The organism is uncultured Microbulbifer sp. (assembly GCF_947504145.1).
In the GTDB taxonomy this organism is placed as follows: Bacteria; Pseudomonadota; Gammaproteobacteria; order Pseudomonadales; family Cellvibrionaceae; genus Microbulbifer.
In genome coordinates this window covers 612,513-630,710 of sequence record NZ_CANNGQ010000003.1, presented here as the reverse complement: position 1 = coordinate 630,710, position 18,198 = coordinate 612,513, and the positions used below count along the sequence as shown (strand labels likewise).

9 protein-coding genes are annotated in these 18,198 nt (G+C 56.4%); 8 read left to right on the top strand and 1 reads right to left on the bottom strand.

What is annotated here, in order from left to right; genetic code table 11:
• Window positions 1-368: 368 nt before the first annotated feature.
• Entirely contained in the window at window positions 369-1,931 is a 1,563-nt protein-coding gene (locus Q1A74_RS13235) for an MFS transporter (protein WP_299596866.1), read from the bottom strand.
• Window positions 1,932-2,224: 293 nt separating this feature from the next.
• Between Q1A74_RS13235 and Q1A74_RS13230 the strand changes: the two genes are divergently transcribed.
• The 8 genes from Q1A74_RS13230 (at window position 2,225) to Q1A74_RS13195 (ending at window position 18,190) form a co-directional block, all read left to right on the top strand.
• Window positions 2,225-3,820: a sodium/sugar symporter gene (locus Q1A74_RS13230; RefSeq protein WP_299596864.1), complete on the top strand. Its 1,596-nt coding sequence runs from the start codon at window positions 2,225-2,227 to the stop codon at window positions 3,818-3,820.
• Between the two features lie 410 nt (window positions 3,821-4,230).
• Window positions 4,231-7,218: a TonB-dependent receptor gene (locus Q1A74_RS13225; protein WP_299596861.1), complete on the top strand. Its 2,988-nt coding sequence runs from the start codon at window positions 4,231-4,233 to the stop codon at window positions 7,216-7,218.
• Between the two features lie 119 nt (window positions 7,219-7,337).
• Entirely contained in the window at window positions 7,338-8,069 is a 732-nt protein-coding gene (locus Q1A74_RS13220) for a SapC family protein (protein WP_299596858.1), read from the top strand.
• On the top strand, window positions 8,038-9,114 hold the full coding sequence (locus Q1A74_RS13215) for a cupin-like domain-containing protein (protein ID WP_299596855.1): 1,077 nt from the start codon (window positions 8,038-8,040) through the stop codon (window positions 9,112-9,114). The genes Q1A74_RS13220 and Q1A74_RS13215 overlap by 32 nt, the downstream gene beginning before the upstream one ends.
• Window positions 9,115-9,139: 25 nt before the next feature.
• A complete protein-coding gene (locus Q1A74_RS13210; protein WP_299596852.1) occupies window positions 9,140-10,633 on the top strand; it encodes a tryptophan halogenase family protein in 1,494 nt (497 codons plus the stop codon).
• Between the two features lie 223 nt (window positions 10,634-10,856).
• Window positions 10,857-13,637 carry a di-heme oxidoredictase family protein gene (locus tag Q1A74_RS13205; RefSeq protein WP_299596850.1) on the top strand — a complete coding sequence of 927 codons (2,781 nt, stop codon included), beginning with the start codon at window positions 10,857-10,859 and terminating at the stop codon, window positions 13,635-13,637.
• Window positions 13,638-13,841: 204 nt separating this feature from the next.
• Window positions 13,842-15,386 carry a glycoside hydrolase family 16 protein gene (locus Q1A74_RS13200; RefSeq protein ID WP_299596847.1) on the top strand — a complete coding sequence of 515 codons (1,545 nt, stop codon included), beginning with the start codon at window positions 13,842-13,844 and terminating at the stop codon, window positions 15,384-15,386.
• A 257-nt stretch (window positions 15,387-15,643) separates the two neighbouring features.
• Window positions 15,644-18,190, top strand: coding sequence for a glycoside hydrolase family 3 N-terminal domain-containing protein (locus tag Q1A74_RS13195; protein WP_299596844.1), 2,547 nt, complete (start codon window positions 15,644-15,646; stop codon window positions 18,188-18,190).
• Window positions 18,191-18,198: the final 8 nt, after the last annotated feature.

The window sequence follows — 18,198 nt, the reverse complement described above, 5'->3', positions numbered from 1 at the left end:
AGCCTTGTGGAAGCGCTGTTGCAGCTGCACTTTTTTTCGTTGGTCGCCGCCGAAAATCGAGATTTTTAGATCCGGCGTTTTCGCGATTTTTTTCATCGTAATGAAGTCAAAATCACAGCGTCAACGAAAAACCCATGAAAACAGGATGAAAACGTTTTCTCCAGCTGAAAACGTTTTCAGGCAGAAAACGTTTTCAGAAAACACCATTTCATTGGCCTGGCGGGGAGCGGGCAACGTGCGGGGGGAATCGATAGGCGAGCGGATGAGAGAGCGGAAAGGGTGTAGTGATAACCGCGCGGCCGGCTAAAGCGCGCCGCGGACGCGCATTGTAAAAGCGCATGGCGCTCAACATGCGCGCGGTGGCCACTTCAGGTGGCCGCGGCGGGGTTCGGCTCGGCGCCGATTGTTTCGATTTCCACGAAGTGCGTGGCAACCGCGGCGACCAGTAACAGCAGGCCCGCAAGACCCAGTACGTAAATGGGTTGGCCGGCAAACAGGTGGTGCACCACCAGCGCCAGCAGACTGGAAGCCAGTATCTGCGGGATCACGATAAACAGATTGAAGATGCCGGCGTAGGTGCCCATTTTGTGCTGGGGCAGGGCGCAGGACAGGATGGAATAGGGGATGGCCAGAATCGAGGCCCAGGCAAAGCCCATGGCCACCATGGACAGCAGTAACCACTGCGGGTCTTTGACCCACAGAAAAGAGAGCATGGCACCGGCACCCAATATCAGGTTGAGCATATGGCTCTGGCGGATACCGATGGCGCGGATCATCAGCGGAATGGCGATGGCCGCCAGCGCGGCGAATCCGTTGTAAGTGGCAAACAGGATGCCCACCCAGTTGGCGCCCTCGTTATACAGCGCGGAGTCGGTATCCGTCGCGCCAAAGTGAAAGCTTGCCACCGCCGGCGTGCCATAAATCCACAGGGAAAACAGCGCGAACCAGGTAAAAAACTGCACCACCGCCAGCTGGCGCATGGTGGTGGGCATTTCCAGAATGTCGTGCATGATCTGGTAGAGGCCGTTGTGATAGCGGCGCCGCCGGTACATATGGGCGGCGAGCAACTGGAAACCGCCGTAACCGGCGATACCCAGAGTCAGGATCAATAATTTCTTGTCGAGACCCAGGAGTAGCACAAGGGCGCTGCTCAGCAGCCCACCGAGAAAAAATACTATGCCCTGGCGAACAAAGCGCGGCTGATTTTTGGCGGCGTTGTAGGTGTCCTGCCATTTCTCGCCGAGAGAGTGTTTTTCCCGCTGCAATTGCTCCGGGCTGTATTCGCGGGTGGTGAAACAGGTCCACAGTACCGTGAAGAGAGCAAAGCCGGCACCGATATAAAACGCGTAGGTAACGGAATCCGGGATGGCTTTGTTGCCCGCTTCATTCGCCACATCAAACCAGTGGTTCAAGGTCCACGGCATGGCGGAGGCGATGACCGCACTCACACCGATAAAAAAACTCTGCATGGAAAAACCACTGGAGCGCTGTTCTTCCGGTAGCATATCGCCCACCAGAGCCACCGAGGGGCCGAGCATTACATTCAGCGAGGCATCCAGAATCCACAGCATGGCGGCGGCCATCCACAGCTCGGTGGAGTTGGGCATGACCAGCAGTGCGGTGGCGGCGGCAAAGGCGCCGGCAATCAGGAATGGCCGGCGGCGGCCAAAGCGGTTCCAGGTTTTGTCGCTCAGGTAGCCGACGATGGGCTGAATCAACAGGCCGGTAATGGGAGCGGCGACCCACAGAATCGGAATCTCTTCCACACTGGCGCCAAGAGACTGAAAGATCCGGCTGACGTTGGCGTTTTGCAGGGCAAAACAGAATTGAATACCGGCGAATCCAAAGCACAGGCTCCAGATTTGCCAGAAATGCAGGTTTGGCAGTCTGGGTATTTCAGGTGCCGTCGGTTTGCGAGGACTGTGCAACATTTTATTGTTTTTCTATTTCCATCACTGCCATAGAGAGTATGGGGTGAAAACGTTTTCCGCAACTGCAAAACCGGTGACCTTGGTCGAATAGCAGCAGAAAATGGTTTTCCCACTTTGTGAAAACGTATTCATGGGACGCGCCGGTGGCCTGCACCTGCGGTTGCCGTTAGCATTCCCCTGTCGATCGACCACTGAGAAAAAAGCCGTATTAAAGCGGCAATACAATAACTGAATCCCGGGAGCCGCAGACCATCACCTGCGCAACATTTCCCTGTGGAAGAGAGAAAATCATTATGGATATTCCGCTGATTGGCGGCACGGTGCTGGATACCGTGGTCGTCGCTGTGTATATCGTTTTGCTGGTGACCATTGCCTGGCTGGTGTCGCGGGAGAAAGACGGTCGTCAAAAAAGCACGCAGGATTATTTTCTGGCCGGCAAGGGCCTGCCCTGGTGGGCGGTGGGCGCCTCGCTGATTGCGGCAAACATTTCCGCAGAGCAGATTATCGGCATGTCCGGTTCCGGCTATGCCATCGGCCTCGCCATCGCGTCTTATGAATGGATGGCGGCCATCACCCTGATTATTGTGGGCAAATACTTCCTGCCGGTGTTCCTCGCCCGCCGTATCTATACCATGCCCCAGTTCCTTCAGCAGCGGTACGACAACCGGGTAAAAACCATTCTCGCGGTGTTCTGGCTCGGGGTGTACGTGTTCGTCAACCTGACCGCCATCCTGTGGCTGGGCGCGTTGACCATTCACACCATCGCCGGTGTCGACCTGGTGAGTGGCATGGCCTTTCTGGTGTTGCTGGCCCTGGCCTACTCCCTGTATGGCGGGCTCAAGGCGGTGGCGCTCACCGATGTGATTCAGGTGGTGCTGCTGATCTTTGGCGGGCTGGTGCTTTCCTATATAGCGCTGGACCTGATCGGCGAGGGGCGCGGCGTGATTGCCGGGTTTGGCGCACTGGTGGAGCGGGTACCCGACAAGTTCGACATGATTCTCTCGTCGGATAACCCGCACTACGCCAGCCTGCCGGGCATTTCGGTACTGGTCGGCGGTATGTGGGTCATGAACCTGTCTTACTGGGGTTTCAATCAGTACATTATCCAGCGCGCGCTGGCGGCCAAGGATCTGCGCGAGGGGCAGAAGGGGATTGTCTTTGCGGCTTACCTGAAACTGCTGATGCCGCTGATTGTGGTGCTGCCGGGGATTGCCGCGGTGGTACTGCTGCCAGATCTGGCGCGCCCGGACCAGGCTTACCCGGCGCTGATGAACCTGATGCCCGCGGGCCTGAAAGGTTTGATTTTTGCCGCGCTGATTGCCGCCATCGTTTCCTCTCTGGGTTCCATGGTCAACAGCATCGCCACCATCTTTACCATGGACCTGTACGCCCACCAGCGCCCCGGGCAGAGCGAGGTGCACTATGTGCGCGTCGGGCGCATTGCCGGTGCCGTGTCCCTGCTGCTGGCGGCGGTGTGCGCGCGCCCGCTGCTGGGCAGCTTTGACCAGGCGTTCCAGTATATTCAGGAATTCACCGGCTTCTTTACCCCGGGCATTGTGGTGCTCTGCCTGTTGGGCATCTTCTGGCCACTGGCAACCGCCAACGGCGCGCTCGTAGCGGCATTGGGCTCTGCGGTGTTGTCGCTGGTACTGAAACTGACCTGGCCAGAACTGCCGTTTATCGACCGGGTGGGGCTGGTGTTCCTGTGTTGCCTGGCGCTGGCGGTGATCACCTCGCTGCTGCAGCGCCCCCAGGGCACTGACGAGCAGGACCCGGTCGGCAGTAGTCACGGTGATTCCAACGCGCTCTTCGCCACCGACCAGGCATTCAATCTGGCCGGGCTCGGGGTGGTGTTATTGCTTACTGCTCTCTACGCAACCTGGTGGTAGATCTTCTCTCTCTTTGATCGACAGGTTTGTATTGGCAGGCGGGTACCAGTTGGTGCCCGCTTTTTTGCTTTTTGGTATCGCCTTAGCTCACTGTCTCACTGGTCATTTCTGTGCAGCGCCGCTTTTTTGACTGCCTGCTCGCAAATGTGCCCCCTCGCGCATGGTTCTGGTGCGAAAATACACGGCTCTTGTAACCTACTGAATGTAAACGTCTTTTCCGTTCCCGCTTTGCCGGGATCAAGGTGGGATAGTCCATTTCACGGTAAATTGTGAAGGTGGGACGACGCAATCTGGCGCACGGCGGGAGTATAGCCTGGCGTCAGATCGGGTTACCCTGTTGCGGTCTCTAGAGGTACCCGCTCTGACAAAACCAATAAATAAAATGACGTGACGATGGGGGAGACAACTCCATGAATAAAATGACCGGATTCAAGAAGAATTCTATTGCGGTGGCTATCACAGCCCTGACAGGCATGAGCGGCCATGCCCTGGCTCAAACTCAACAAGATACAGCACTGGAAGAAGTAGTAGTGCTCGGCATCCGCGGCAGTCTCGATAAATCCATGGATACCAAGCGCGACGCCCAGGGCGTCGTGGATGCTATCTCCGCCGAAGATATCGGCAAGTTCCCCGATACGAATCTGGCGGAATCCATGCAGCGGATTTCCGGTGTGTCCATTGACCGGGTCAACGGCGAGGGCAGCCGGGTGACGGTGCGCGGCCTCGGTCCCGACTTTAACCTGGTCACCCTGAATGGGCGCCAGCTGGCGCGTACCACCGGCGGCCGCTCCTTCGACTTCCAGAATATTGCGTCGGATATGGTAACCGGTGTCGAAGTCGCCAAAACCAGTGATGCGACCCTGCCATCGGGCGGCATGGGGGCCACGATCAATCTGCTCACCGCGCGTCCCCTGGAAACCCCAGAGCGCACTATCCGTTTTGCGGCGAAAGGCGTGATGGATCAGTCCTCCGACGATGCCGATATGACCCCTGAGTTCAGTGGTTTTTACTCCGACACTTTTGCCGACGGCAAATTTGGTGTGGCCATCTCCGGCAATATCTCCGAGCGCGAAAGCGGCAGTTCCCAGTCCACGATTCCCGGCTGGTTCAGTGCCGACGGGGTGACCAACAGTAACGACTGGAGTGCCTTCCTGCCACTGGAAGACCAGGTGAATCGCCCTGGTGAGGGCGAGATCTACTCCACGCCGCGCAGCCTGGTGTACAAATTTGAAGAGCAGCAGCGCAAGCGCACCAACGGCCAGCTGGTACTGCAGTGGGCGCCCAATGAAGATGTGACGGCGACCGTTGATTACAACTACTACCAGAACAAGATCGCCAAGCAGTTCAATGATATTTCCGTGTACCACACCTGGGGTGAGTGGGGTGGAAGCCAGCAGGGTATCTGGACCGATGGCCCCATCTCTTCGCCAATTATCTACTCCGAATTCGGCACAGGTGGCGATGTGGCCATGGGTGGTGGTAGCACTGCCGAAGTGTTCGAAGGCGATATGTTCGGGGTTAATCTGGAGTGGCAGGCCAGCGACCGCCTGAGTCTCGAGTTTGACGCGCAGCACTCCGAAGCCGAGCGTCGCCCGGATAGTCCCTGGGGCACCGGCGGTACCCTGAGCCTTGCGGCGCTGGTTCGTCAGGGCTCTACCATTGATTTCACCCAGGATCTGCCTGCACTACATGTCATTACCGAAGACGGTGTGAAGGCGTCGGACATTCTGGTTACCGGTTCTGTATTCCAGAACAATCGAGATCACTCTGAGATTGATCAGTTCCGCTTCGGTGGTAACTTCGAACTGAATGAATCCAGTGATATTGATTTTGGCATTTCCCGTCAGGAGGTCAGCAATACCTCGCAGGAAACGTTTGTACAGCGCAACAGCTGGGGTGGTGCTGGCGGCGCCGACGATCTCCCGGATGAGTTGTTCACGGAGATGGATCTGTCCGACGAATTTGACATGTCCTGGGGCGATTTCTCCGAAATCGACGGCAATCAGAACGCACTGGATACCTACTTTGCCTGGGACTTCAATGCGGTACGCGCAATTGCCGAGCAGCTTTACGGTAGCGACCCGGACGACCTGGGTCGGTCTACTGCATTGGGCGACTGCGGCACGGCTTTCTGCGCGTCCACCGACTGGGGGGCGCAATCAGACCGCACCACAGTAGAAACATCCAACGCGGCCTACGCCCAGTACAATTTCCGCTCCGAGCTGGGCGGCATGCCGTATCGCGTCAATGCCGGCCTTCGCTATGAGGAGACTGAAGTGGTGTCTACCTCCATCGTGCCGACATTCGACACGGCGGTTTGGGGCGGTGGGGCCGAAGTGTCCCTGTCGAGCAGTGACAATGCGCGGGACTACCTGACCCAGACCGGTAAATACAATTACGTGTTGCCGAGCCTCGCGTTCAGTATCGACCTGACCGACGAAGTGGTTGCGCGCGCAGCGATCAGTGAAGCGATCACGCGCCCGGGTTATAACGACATCAAAGGCGGTACCAGTGTTGGTGGCCAGGCGAATAGCGGTATTGGTGGTGGGTCCTCCGGCAACCCGGGACTGAAGCCGTTTGAGTCCCTGAACTACGATATGTCCCTGGAGTGGTACTACGGAGATACCAGTTACGCCTCTGTCGGCCTGTTCCGCAAGGAAGTCTCCAACTTTATCAGTAGCGGTCTCACCGAAAAAACGATCTTCAATATCCCCAACCCCTCCAATGGTGCACTGGTGGAAGAAGCGCGGGCAGCGATTGCTGCTGGTGAGGACACTACGATTATTGGATATATCGGCGAAAACTACGCGGATAGCCCTTACGTCCACGTAACCTACACCGAAGAAGGCGAAATCGATACCGTGCAGGTTACCGGCAACCCGGAAACCGATCCCGATATCGTGTTCCGCATCAGCCAGCCGGTGAACGGCGAGCTCGACAATACCATCGACGGTATGGAGTTGGCGGTGCAGCACTTCTTCGGCCAGTCCGGATTCGGTATGCAGGCGAACTACACCATCGTGGATTCCGATCTGCAATACGATCCGCTGCTATTGATGGATCAGGAGTCCATGATTGGCCTCAGTGATTCCGCCAACCTGGTGGGTTTCTATGAAAAGAACGGCTTCCAGGCGCGTATCGCCTATAACTGGCGGGATGAGTTTCTGAGCGCCCGTGGTCAGGATACCGGAGAGCATCCCCAGTACGTTGAAGCCTACAGTCAGATCGACCTGAACATCAGCTATGAGGTTCCGCAGATCGAAGGCATGCAGGTCTTCCTCGAAGGCATCAATGTAACCGACGAGTATGTGCGTGTGCATGGCCGTGACAAGTACCAGTTGATGGGACTGTATCAGGGTGGTGAACGCTGGCAGCTCGGTGCCCGCTACGCCTTCTAAGTCATTTCACAGGATGTTTCGTTAAGGCAAAGGAAAGCCGCTGTCTCTTGAAGTAGGGGCAGCGGCTTTTTTTGCTACAGAGTTTTACGTCAGATAAAAATAACGGTGAGAGTAGGACGATGACGAATGCAGTATTGCTGAACAATGTAGATCACCGCGCGTTGCGCGTAGTGACCGAGCGCTCCGCTGCACTTGGCGATGATCAATGGTTCGCACTGACGTTTCCCCTGGAATTTCGTGCCCTGCAGGGGCAATACCCGATTTTCTTCCAGAAAGACGCCCGCACCGGTAATTTTTTTCCACTCGCGTTGCTGGGATTGCAGCCCGGGGAGAATCTTTTTTTGAATGAGCACGGATGGGATTCCTCTTACATACCCCTGGCCATCCGTCGCGAGCCCTTCCTGATTGGTCGTCAGCATCATGTCGAGGATGGCGTTCAGAAAAGCCGGCGGGTAATACATATCGATCTTGATAATCCGCGGGTGAATCGCGTGCGCGGTGAAGCCCTGTTTCTCGAATACGGCGGTAACACTACCTACCTGGATCAAGTCGCCGATATGCTGGAGGCCGTGCATCAGGGCATAGAGCAGGGCGAGAAATTTGTACGCACTCTGCAAGTGCACGGTCTACTGGAGCCCTTTACGCTGGAAGTGACCTTGAATAATGGCGAAACCAATCAGCTTAAGGGTTTCTATACCATCAATGAGGAGCGGCTGAAGGGGCTCGATGCTGGAGACTTGCAGGAGTTGCACGAGGCGGGCTTCCTTGAAGCCATATATATGGTTATGGCGTCCCAGTCCCAGATGCGTCGCCTGATTGATGAAAAGAACCGACGCCTCGCGGCACACTGAGGGCGATACCTTGGACGCGCCATTTATTGAACGTGCTGGCCTTCCTGAGACCCGTGAAGTCTGGGGGGCGGATTCGAAGACGATTTTAGACTATCTCGCCGGAGTGACTCAGCCACTTATTTTGCGCGGTTACTGTGCGCACTTCCCATCGGTGGCTGCGGCAAAAAAGTCTGACCGTGCAATGGCCGACTATTTGCTGGAGCACTACAGCGGATACCCGGTCAACAGCTGTTACGGTGAAGCGAAAACCGGTGGTCGCGTGTTCTACAACGAAGACATGAGTGGCTTTAATTTTCAGGTCCGGCAAACGCCGCTGGGGACTTTGCTGGATGAGATTCTTTGCCATGCTGGGCAATCGGATGCGCCCATGCGCTACATGCCGTCGAGTGAAGTCAGTTACTGGTTTCCCCATTTTTCCGCCGCCAACGAGGCGGGGGTTCATACGGTATCGCCGGTAGGCTCCCTGTGGCTCGGCAATAAAGTGCGGATCGCCGCACACTACGATTTCCCCAATAATCTTGCGTGTAATATCGCCGGCCAGCGCCGCTTTACCCTGTTGCCTCCGGATCAGATAAATAATCTGTATCCGGGTCCACTTGAATTTGCACCGGGAGGGCAGGAGATCAGTCTGGTGGATTTCCACAACCCGGACTTCGAAAAATTCCCGCGTTTTCGCTCCGCGCTCGATCATGCGCAGGTCGCGGTGCTGGAAGCCGGGGATGCACTGTATATTCCGGGTATGTGGTGGCATCACGTGGAAAGCATGGGCCAGCTCAACGTACTCTATACCCATTGGTGGCGGGATTCCGCAGCCTATATGGGGCGCCCCACCAATGCGCTACTACACGCGGTGCTTGGGTTGCGAAATTTGCCCGCTCATCAGCGCAAGGCGTGGAAAGCGCTGTTCGATTACTATATTTTTGATGCGGAAAAAGGCGCGGCCGAGCATATCGCCCCCGGGGCCCGCGGTATGCTGGAGCAGCCACTGGCGCTGGATGCAGCCATGCAGTTGCGGGCCAAATTACAAAATGATCTGAAACGCTAACAATAAATACAATACGAGAGATGTGATGACGAGCAATCAACGGGTACGCAAAGTGGTGATCGCCGGTGGTGGTACCGCGGGCTGGATGACAGCGGCGGCGCTGGCGAAACTGCTGGGGAAAAACCTGGATATTACCCTGGTGGAGTCGGAAGTGATCGGTACCGTGGGGGTGGGTGAGGCAACCATTCCATCGCTGCATCTTTTCCACCAGTTGCTCGGTATCGACGAGCGCGAGGTGATGGCCTATACCAACGCCACCTTCAAACTCGGTATTTCTTTTGAGAACTGGAAGGCCGTGGGTGAGGACTATATTCACTCCTTTGGCGATGCCGGGCAGGATTGCTGGGCGTGTAACTTTAGCCATTTCTGGGTAAAAGGCTTACAGCAGGGCATTCAACAGGAAATTGGTGATTATTGCGTGGAGCATCGGGCGGCGCGCGAGGGAAGATTTGCGACCGGGGGGCGTCAAAAGCGCACCCACGCCTACCATTTCGATGCCAGCTTGTATGCCAAATACCTGCGGGCACTTGCGGAGAAGTGCGGTGCAACCCGTGTGGAAGGGAAAATTTGCGAAGTGCAACTGGATCGCGATAGTGGCTATATCCAGGCCCTGCTGCTGGAGGGTGGTGCACGCCTGGAAGGGGATTTGTTTATTGACTGTAGCGGCTTCCGCGGATTGTTGATCGACAAGGCGTTGCACACCGGTTACCACGACTGGGGGCACTGGCTTCCCTGTGATCGTGCGGTCGCGGTGCAAACATCCAAGAGTGTGAACCCGGTGCCCTACACCCGTTCGATCGCGCGGGAGTCGGGTTGGCAGTGGCGCATTCCGCTGCAGACTCGTACCGGCAATGGCCTCGTATTCTGCAGCCACTATCAGTCGGAAGAGGAAGCCCGACAGCAACTGCTGAACAATGTAGAGGGCGAGGCGCTGATTGAGCCGCGGGTCATTCCATTTCGCACCGGAACCCGACGCCAGCACTGGAATAAAAACTGTGTGGCGGTCGGTCTATCCGGGGGATTTATTGAACCTCTTGAATCCACCAGTATTCACCTGATCCAACGCAGTATCATTCGTCTGCTGACGATGTTCCCGGCGCAGGGCATCAAACAGGTCGATATCGATGAATTCAATAAAATGGTGCTGGATGAAACGGAAAATGTGCGGGACTTTATTATTCTTCACTACAAGCTGACCGACCGCGAGGATACGGAATTCTGGCGCTATTGCCGTGCGATGGATATTCCGGATTCCCTTGCACACAGAATGGAAATGTTCCGGGAAAGTGGCCGTGTCTATAAGTATGGCGAGGAACTGTTCGGCGAGACATCCTGGTTACAGGTGATGCTGGGGCAGGGTTTGATGCCTAGCAGTTATCATCCCATTGCCGACATGATGAGTGAGCATGAGCTGGCATCCTTCCTTGCAGGTATTCGCAACCAGGTGCGCAGCACTGTGGATAGCTGGCCGCCGCATATGGAATTTATTGATCACTACTGTAAATCTGCGGCGTGCTGAAAAGCGTGACATGTTTGGCGTGAGTTTGCCTGACAATTGGCCTTTTGATGGGCCATGTTTACAAAAACCGGAAAGTGGGACGACGGAAACTTACCATAAGATTAGCTTCAATCTCGCGATGACCTGAGACGAGCGCTACCGCGCTCGCATTCCAATAATCAAAATAATGATGAAGCGAGGTTTGATCATGCGTTTACTCCCCAATGGGCGGAGCACTATTCTAGTGTCCGTTCTTTCTCTGATCACGACGACGGCCGCCGTCTTATCTGTGCCTGCTCTGGCGCAGCAAACTAACCTGGCCACAGGCGCCAGTATTTCTGCCAGCACCGCAGACCTGCCTGCCAGTAATGCCATCGATGGCAATGCGGGCACCCGTTGGGCGTCGGCGGCACAGACAGACCCTTCATGGATCGCCGTGGATCTCGGCCTGCCCTACGACCTCAACCAGGTAGAAATTTTCTGGGAAGCGGCGAATGCCGAAACCTATGAAATTCTTGGTTCTAGCGACGGCAGCGCCTGGACCACCCTCTCCATGCAGACCGGCGGCCAGTTCGGTCACCGTACCGATACCGTACCAGTGAGTGGTGTCTACCGGCATGTACGTATTCACGGCGTTAGCCGCAGTGCCGGAAACTACTGGGGTTATTCCATTTGGGAGCTGGGTGTTTACGGTTCTGCGGTGAGTTGTGATAGCGGGTGCCTGGTGGAGTTGAATGCATCTACCCTGCAGGCGCGCGTCACGGGTGGGGATATCGTGGATATCCACTACTCAGTGAATGGCGGTGGTCAGCAGAATGTACGCATGCAGCAGAATGGAACCTTGTGGACCTATGATATTCCCGGGCTTTCTGCCGGAGATGTAATCTCGGTGCATTACACCAAAATTACCGGAGGTGTGGGTGAGTCTGTCGCCGTCACTCAGCACACATTTTCCGGGCAGGGCGCGGGCTCGTCTTCCTCGTCCTCGTCCTCTTCATCTGGTGGTGGGGCAGGGAGCTCGTCCAGTAGCTCTTCGTCAAGCAGCTCCTCCAGTAGTTCCTCATCCGGCGGCGGTTCGTCAAGCAGCTCAAGCAGTTCTTCTTCCAGTAGCTCTTCTTCCGGCGGCGGCAGCCTCGGCAATATTGTGCCGTTGTATAACAGTAGTACTGCGCAGGAGCCCGCGGTTCAGTTTGAAACGAGCACCGCACTCGTTACACATTTTTCCGACCGCGCGCGGGACCGCCACGCCAAAGAAGACCAGTTCCAGGCGTACGATCACTATCTGAGTTTTTACTGGGAAGATCGCACCGCGGCTATCGAAATTATTGATGAAGTGGCAAAGGGCGGCGACAGCGTTCGTATGAATGTGCGAACCGAATTCCGCTTGAGTGATACCGAAGCGGAGAACCGCTGGTTTTATCGCGGCGTTGGTACCGTTGCGGAGTATTGCGATAACGGCACCATGGTAGTTGTGGATCAGTACAACTATTACAAGGAGCGCACCTATAACTGCCGTGAAGGTCGCAACATTCAGGTGGGCGACCTGCTGGAGTTTGAACTCAGTCAGTTCCTGGACGACAGCGTACCCAATGGCCGCGCCAATTATTACGGAACCACCTTTTTGTATATTGTCGGCGAAGGTTTGGTGCCCTGGGATGTGGGTGGTAGTACGCCATTTGGGGGCATCAAAGATTCGTTCAAAATTCCGGAGCAGGCCTGGCTGGGTGGTGATACCACCATTCATGCGCTGACGTCCGGTGAGACGGACAACCACTTTATGCAGATGGCGACCAATATCGGCTATGAGAACGCACAACCGTTTATGCGTGGCCGCCGCGTGTTGCATAGCTCTGCTATCGACGGTATGCACGATGAGCGGCCTTTGGAGAATCCGCCGCTACAGGACATGGTCGGCCTTGCTGGCCCGCATTACGTGAACGACAGCTGTGCGGGTTGTCACGAGCGCAATGGTCGCGCAGCCGCCGCGCCGGTGGGAGAGCCGTTGGATAAGTGGGCCTTTAAAGTCGCCGATGCCAACGGCAACCCGGATCCGTTCCTTGGCCGTGCGCTGCAGCCAAAAGCGCGCGACGGCGCCGCCAGTGAAGGCCAGGTATCCATTGCATTCTGGAGTGAACAAAATGGTTTGCGCTCCCCCAACTATGCCTTTAGCGGTGTAACCCCCGCGCGTTTCTCCGCACGTATTGCACCGAACCTGGTAGGCATGGGTTTGCTGGAAGCCATTGCCGAAAGTGCGGTGATTGCGCAAGCGGATCCGAACGACAGTAATGGCGATGGTATTTCGGGCCGTGTGAATCGTGTGCTGGATCCGGAGTCCGGTGAAACCCGCCTGGGCCGCTTTGGCTGGAAAGCCGGCGCATCGAGTATTCGCCATCAGTTAGCCGGTGCGCTTAACAACGATATGGGTGTGATGACGTCGGTATTCCCGCAGCCGGACTGCGGTAGCAGCCAGAACGACTGCGGCATTGGCGGCGCGGAATTGGCAGACCAGCACCTGCAAGATCTCACCAAATATATTGCCCTGCTGGGTGTGCGCCCGCAGCGCAATTATGACGATCCTTCCGTACAAAACGGCGAGCAACTGTTCAGTACTATTGGCTGCGCCGATTGTCACACGCCAACGCAGCAGACCAGTGGTGATCATCCATTTGCGGAGCTGCGCAATCAAACCATTCACCCCTACACGGATATGTTGCTGCACGATATGGGGCCGGGTCTCGCAGACAATCTCGGTGAAGGCGAAGCTAGCGGTGCGGAATGGCGTACCACACCATTGTGGGGGTTGGGGCTTTCTGCTTGTGTCACCGGTGGTGTAGTAAACCCCATTGGCGGTCAGGGCAATGAAATCTGCACCCCGCAACACAGCTACCTGCATGATGGCCGCGCGCGCTCCATCGAGGAAGCAATTTTGTGGCACGGCGGTGAAGGCCAGCAGTCTAAAGATGCCTATCAGGGACTTTCCGGCGGGCAGAAACAGGACGTGCTGGATTTTCTGAACTCGCTGTAAGCCAAATTTCAAAAACACCTTTCTAGTATTGGGCGCGGAATAACCACCGCGCCCTTTTTTATGTTCTACCCGATGGCTACCGAAGGCCCACATTAAACGTTTACTCAATGTGGGGCGACGGGAATTTGCTGTTCGCGCTAAAACTGACCCGCATTCGATAGATGGCACAAGTAAAACAATAACCAAGAACAATAGGAGACAGCGATGTCCAGATTTTTATTCCGTACTTCTACCTTGGCATTAGCGGTTGCAGCCACCGCCTGTGGTGGTGGCAGTTCAAACAATGATGACGACAACAGCAATCTACAACCGGAGCCGCCAGTCGTCGATACTCGTCCTGAGCAGTGTATGGAAGACCCAATGAATTCCGGCTACTGCCTGGTGTGGCAAGATGAGTTTTCTGGTGATGCCATCGACAGTGGGAAGTGGGCGTTTGAGAAAAACTGCGTCGGCGGCGGCAACAATGAGGCGCAATGTTACGTCGATGATATCGACAATGCCTGGGTAGCCGGCGATGTACTGCATATCAAAGCCATACGTGAAGATGCCTCCGGCCCCAACCGTTTTGATGACGACCCCCAGTACGATCCAAACGATACCTCCGGCAGTGGTGCATACACCTCTGCACGCCTGCGTACTAAAGGTATGGGAGACTGGAAGTACGGCCGTTTCGAAATGCGCGCGAAATTACCCTATGGACAAGGTAGTTGGCCTGCGTTCTGGATGTTGCCTACCGAGGGCACTTATGGAGGATGGCCGCTTTCTGGTGAGATCGATATTCTGGAGGCGGTCAATCTGAACGTCGGTGGTGAAGATCGCGTATACGGGACATTACATTACGGCGATAACTGGCCAAGCAATGTGCACACCGGTGAGGCGTACCAGATCCCCGGTGACCTGAACCCGGCAGATGATTTCCACACCTATGCGGTGGAGTGGGAAGAGGGTGAGATTCGCTGGTATGTGGATGGCGATCACTATGCGACACAAAAGGCGGATGGCTGGTACACCACCGCTGCGCTGGAGAACCCCAACGCACCCTTTGATCAGACCTTTCACCTCATCCTGAACCTCGCCGTGGGCGGCGACTGGCCGGCCAACGTCAACGATACCGGTATCGATGAATCTGCCTTTCCGCAGGAATATCAGATTGACTATGTGCGGGTGTATCAATGCACGGAAGATTTCGAGACCGGCAAGGGCTGCGCCAGTACCGACGGTGAGTTTGTGCACAACCCCGGCACCCAACCGCCACAGGCACCGGACAGTGAAGGCGATGAGTTGGTGGTATTTGACGGGGAAGTAAAGCCTCCGTATCAGTGGTACACCTGGGCTGCTTTTGGCGATGTCGGGTTTGAAGTGGTGGATGCCGGTGCCGACTATGGCGATGTGGGGCAGATCACCTACAACACCGATCAGGGGATCGGCTTTTTTCAGTCAGAGGCCACCTATGATCTGAGCGGCTACACCTTTGTCGAGTTCGACCTGCAAGTACTGGCAGAGCCCGCCGATGCCGGCGCCGCGTCGCTGACGTACCGCGCAGACTGTGTGCACCCGTGCTCGTCTGGCGACTACCCACTGGATATGCCCCCCTTAAACCAATGGACCCATTACCAGATTCCGTTACTGGAACTGGAACAGGGTGGGCTCAACTCCGCGAGTGTGAATACCCCCTTTGTGATTTCACCCGGTTGGGACAACCAGATGAGCGCTGTTTTGCAGGTGGATAATGTGAAGCTCACCAAATAAGACAGTCCCGGCACCGAAAAGGCGTCCCATTTTGGCTTTTGCAGGCCGGTGGCAAGGTGGTCTGCACCATTTTGCCCCGGAAATTTAAAGTGGGACGACCCTATTCGAGGCAATCCGTAAAAAGGAGGCTGGAAAAGCCGGGTGCGCTATGGGGATATCACTATTTTGCGACCGCGCGCCAACAGAAAGTCACATGATGACGGAAAAATAACGGGCCAGAAAATGACGGGCCAGAAATTAATGGGAGTGTTGCGGTGATGAAGAAGCGAATTTTGCTGGGGGTCATCTCCGGTCTGATCGCGGGCGGGGGGCTCGCGGGCTGTAGTGAGCAGAAAATGGCCGTTGCTCAGGCGGGTAATGACAGCGCAGAGAGCACCGCGCTGACCGCAGACTGGCCGCAACTGACCAGCGGTATAGCCAAAGATCCAGCGGTGGAAGCGCGTATCGACGCTCTGCTTGCGAATATGAGTGTGGAAGAAAAAGTCGGCCAGATGATGCAGGTCGAGATCCGCTCCGCAACCCCGCAAGACGTCAAGAACTACCATGTCGGTTCCATCCTGAACGGTGGTGGAGCATTTCCCGATGACAACAAGCACGCAAGCGTCGCCGACTGGGTAGCGCTGGCCGATCGCTATTACCACGCATCTATGGACACCAGCGACGGCGGCGTAGCTATTCCGATGATCTGGGGCACCGACGCGGTGCACGGTCACAACAACGTCATCGGCGCGACTCTGTTCCCCCACAATATCGCCCTGGGCGCCACCCATAACCCCGATCTGATGCGCCAGATCGGCGAGGCGACCGCCGCCGAAGTGTCGGCCACCGGTATCGACTGGGTATTCGCGCCGACGCTTGCAGTAACTCGCGATGATCGCTGGGGGCGCAGTTATGAATCCTACTCTGAAGACCCGGAAGTCGTGCACGCCTACGGCGGCGAGCTGGTAGAGGGGCTGCAGGGTGCGCCCGACAGCAGCGATTTGCTGCGCGGCAAGCGCGTTGTCAGTACTGCAAAGCACTACCTGGCAGATGGCGGTACCGAAAATGGTATCGACCGCGGCGATGCGATCATTAGTGAGCAGGAGCTGATGGACATCCACGCACAGGGTTACTTTTCCGCGATTGAGTCTGGCGTGCAGACGGTGATGGCATCGTTCAGCAGCTGGAACGGAAAGAAAATGCATGGTCATAAATATTTGATGACCGATGTGCTCAAAGATCGCCTGGGTTTTGACGGTTTCATTATCGGTGATTGGGCCGGGCACCAGTTTGTGAATGGCTGCAGCAACGTAAGCTGCCCGCAGTCCATCAACGCCGGCCTGGATATGTTCATGGCGCCGGACCCGAGCTGGAAAGAGCTGTACAAAAATACCCTGGCCCAGGCCAAAAGCGGTGAGATTTCCGCCGAGCGCCTCGATGATGCGGTGCGTCGTATTCTGCGTGTGAAAATCCGCGCGGGCCTGTTCGACGACGGCGCGCCGTCTGAACGCGCCTTCGCCGCAGACGAGTCCCTGATCGGTGCTCCGGCGCATCGCGCTATCGCCCGTCAGGCTGTGCGTGAATCCCTTGTGCTGCTGAAAAATAACGACGAGCTGCTGCCACTGCCGCGCGACCAGCGCGTGCTGGTCGCCGGTGATGGCGCCGACAATATCGGCAAGCAGTCGGGTGGCTGGAGTATTACCTGGCAGGGGACCGGCAACCAGAATAGTGACTTCCCCGGTGCAACCTCCGTTTACGACGGAATTGCCGAAGTCGTGGGCAGTGCCGGCGGCACAGCGGAACTCTCGGTAGACGGCAGTTTTGAGCAGAAGCCGGATGTGGCCATTGTGGTGTTTGGGGAAGATCCCTACGCGGAAATGCAGGGAGATGTGTCGAACCTGGATTATCCGGGCGAGAGTGACCTGGCCCTGATGCAGCGTCTGCGCGAACAGGGTATTCCGGTGGTTTCCTTGTTTATTACCGGCCGCCCGCTGTGGACCAACCCGGAAATCAACGCGTCGGATGCCTTTGTGGTCATTTGGCAGCCGGGTACCGAAGGTACTGGTGTGGCCGATGTGATCTTCCGCAACGCCGAAGGCGAAGTGCACCACGATTTCACCGGAAAGCTCACCTTTTCCTGGCCAAACGATGCCCAACCCACGGTGCGCAATCGTGGCGAGAATGAGCAGTTGGCCCAGTTCACTTACGGATACGGGCTGCGCTACGGCGATTCTGTTCAGGTCGCCGCGCTTTCCGAAGAGAGTGGCCTGCAACAGGGCGACGGCAGTGAAGCGCTGGCCGTATTCAACGGGCGTGCACTGGATCCCTGGAGTTTCCAGGTCATGGATGCCGCCAATAACCTGTCGGTTATTACCAGCAGTGTGGCGAAGCTCTCAGGTATCAGTGTGCAGTCTGTGGACCGCAAGGTGCAGGAAGACAGCCGCCGGGTACAGTGGACCGGCGAAGGCAATGCCATGGCTGGATTTTTTGCCAACAGTCGCACGGATCTTTCCAGCTACCTGAATAATCGGGGTGCACTGGTATTTGATGTAAAAGTCGATGCTGCGCCCAGTGAGGCTGTCAGCCTTGGTATGAACTGTGGAATGGACTGCGGTGCCGAGCAGCCCATTACCGACCTGCTGAACGATACGGCTGTTGGGGAATGGAAATCGGTTTCCGTAGATCTGCAGTGTCTGGCCAAGGGTGGCGCAAAACTGGATATGGTGCTGTCGCCTTTCTATGTGCGCACCGCCGGCGCACTTGATCTGACCATTCACGATATTCACATCGCTCAGAAAAATGATGTGGACATCCGCTGTAGCTGATATCTGAC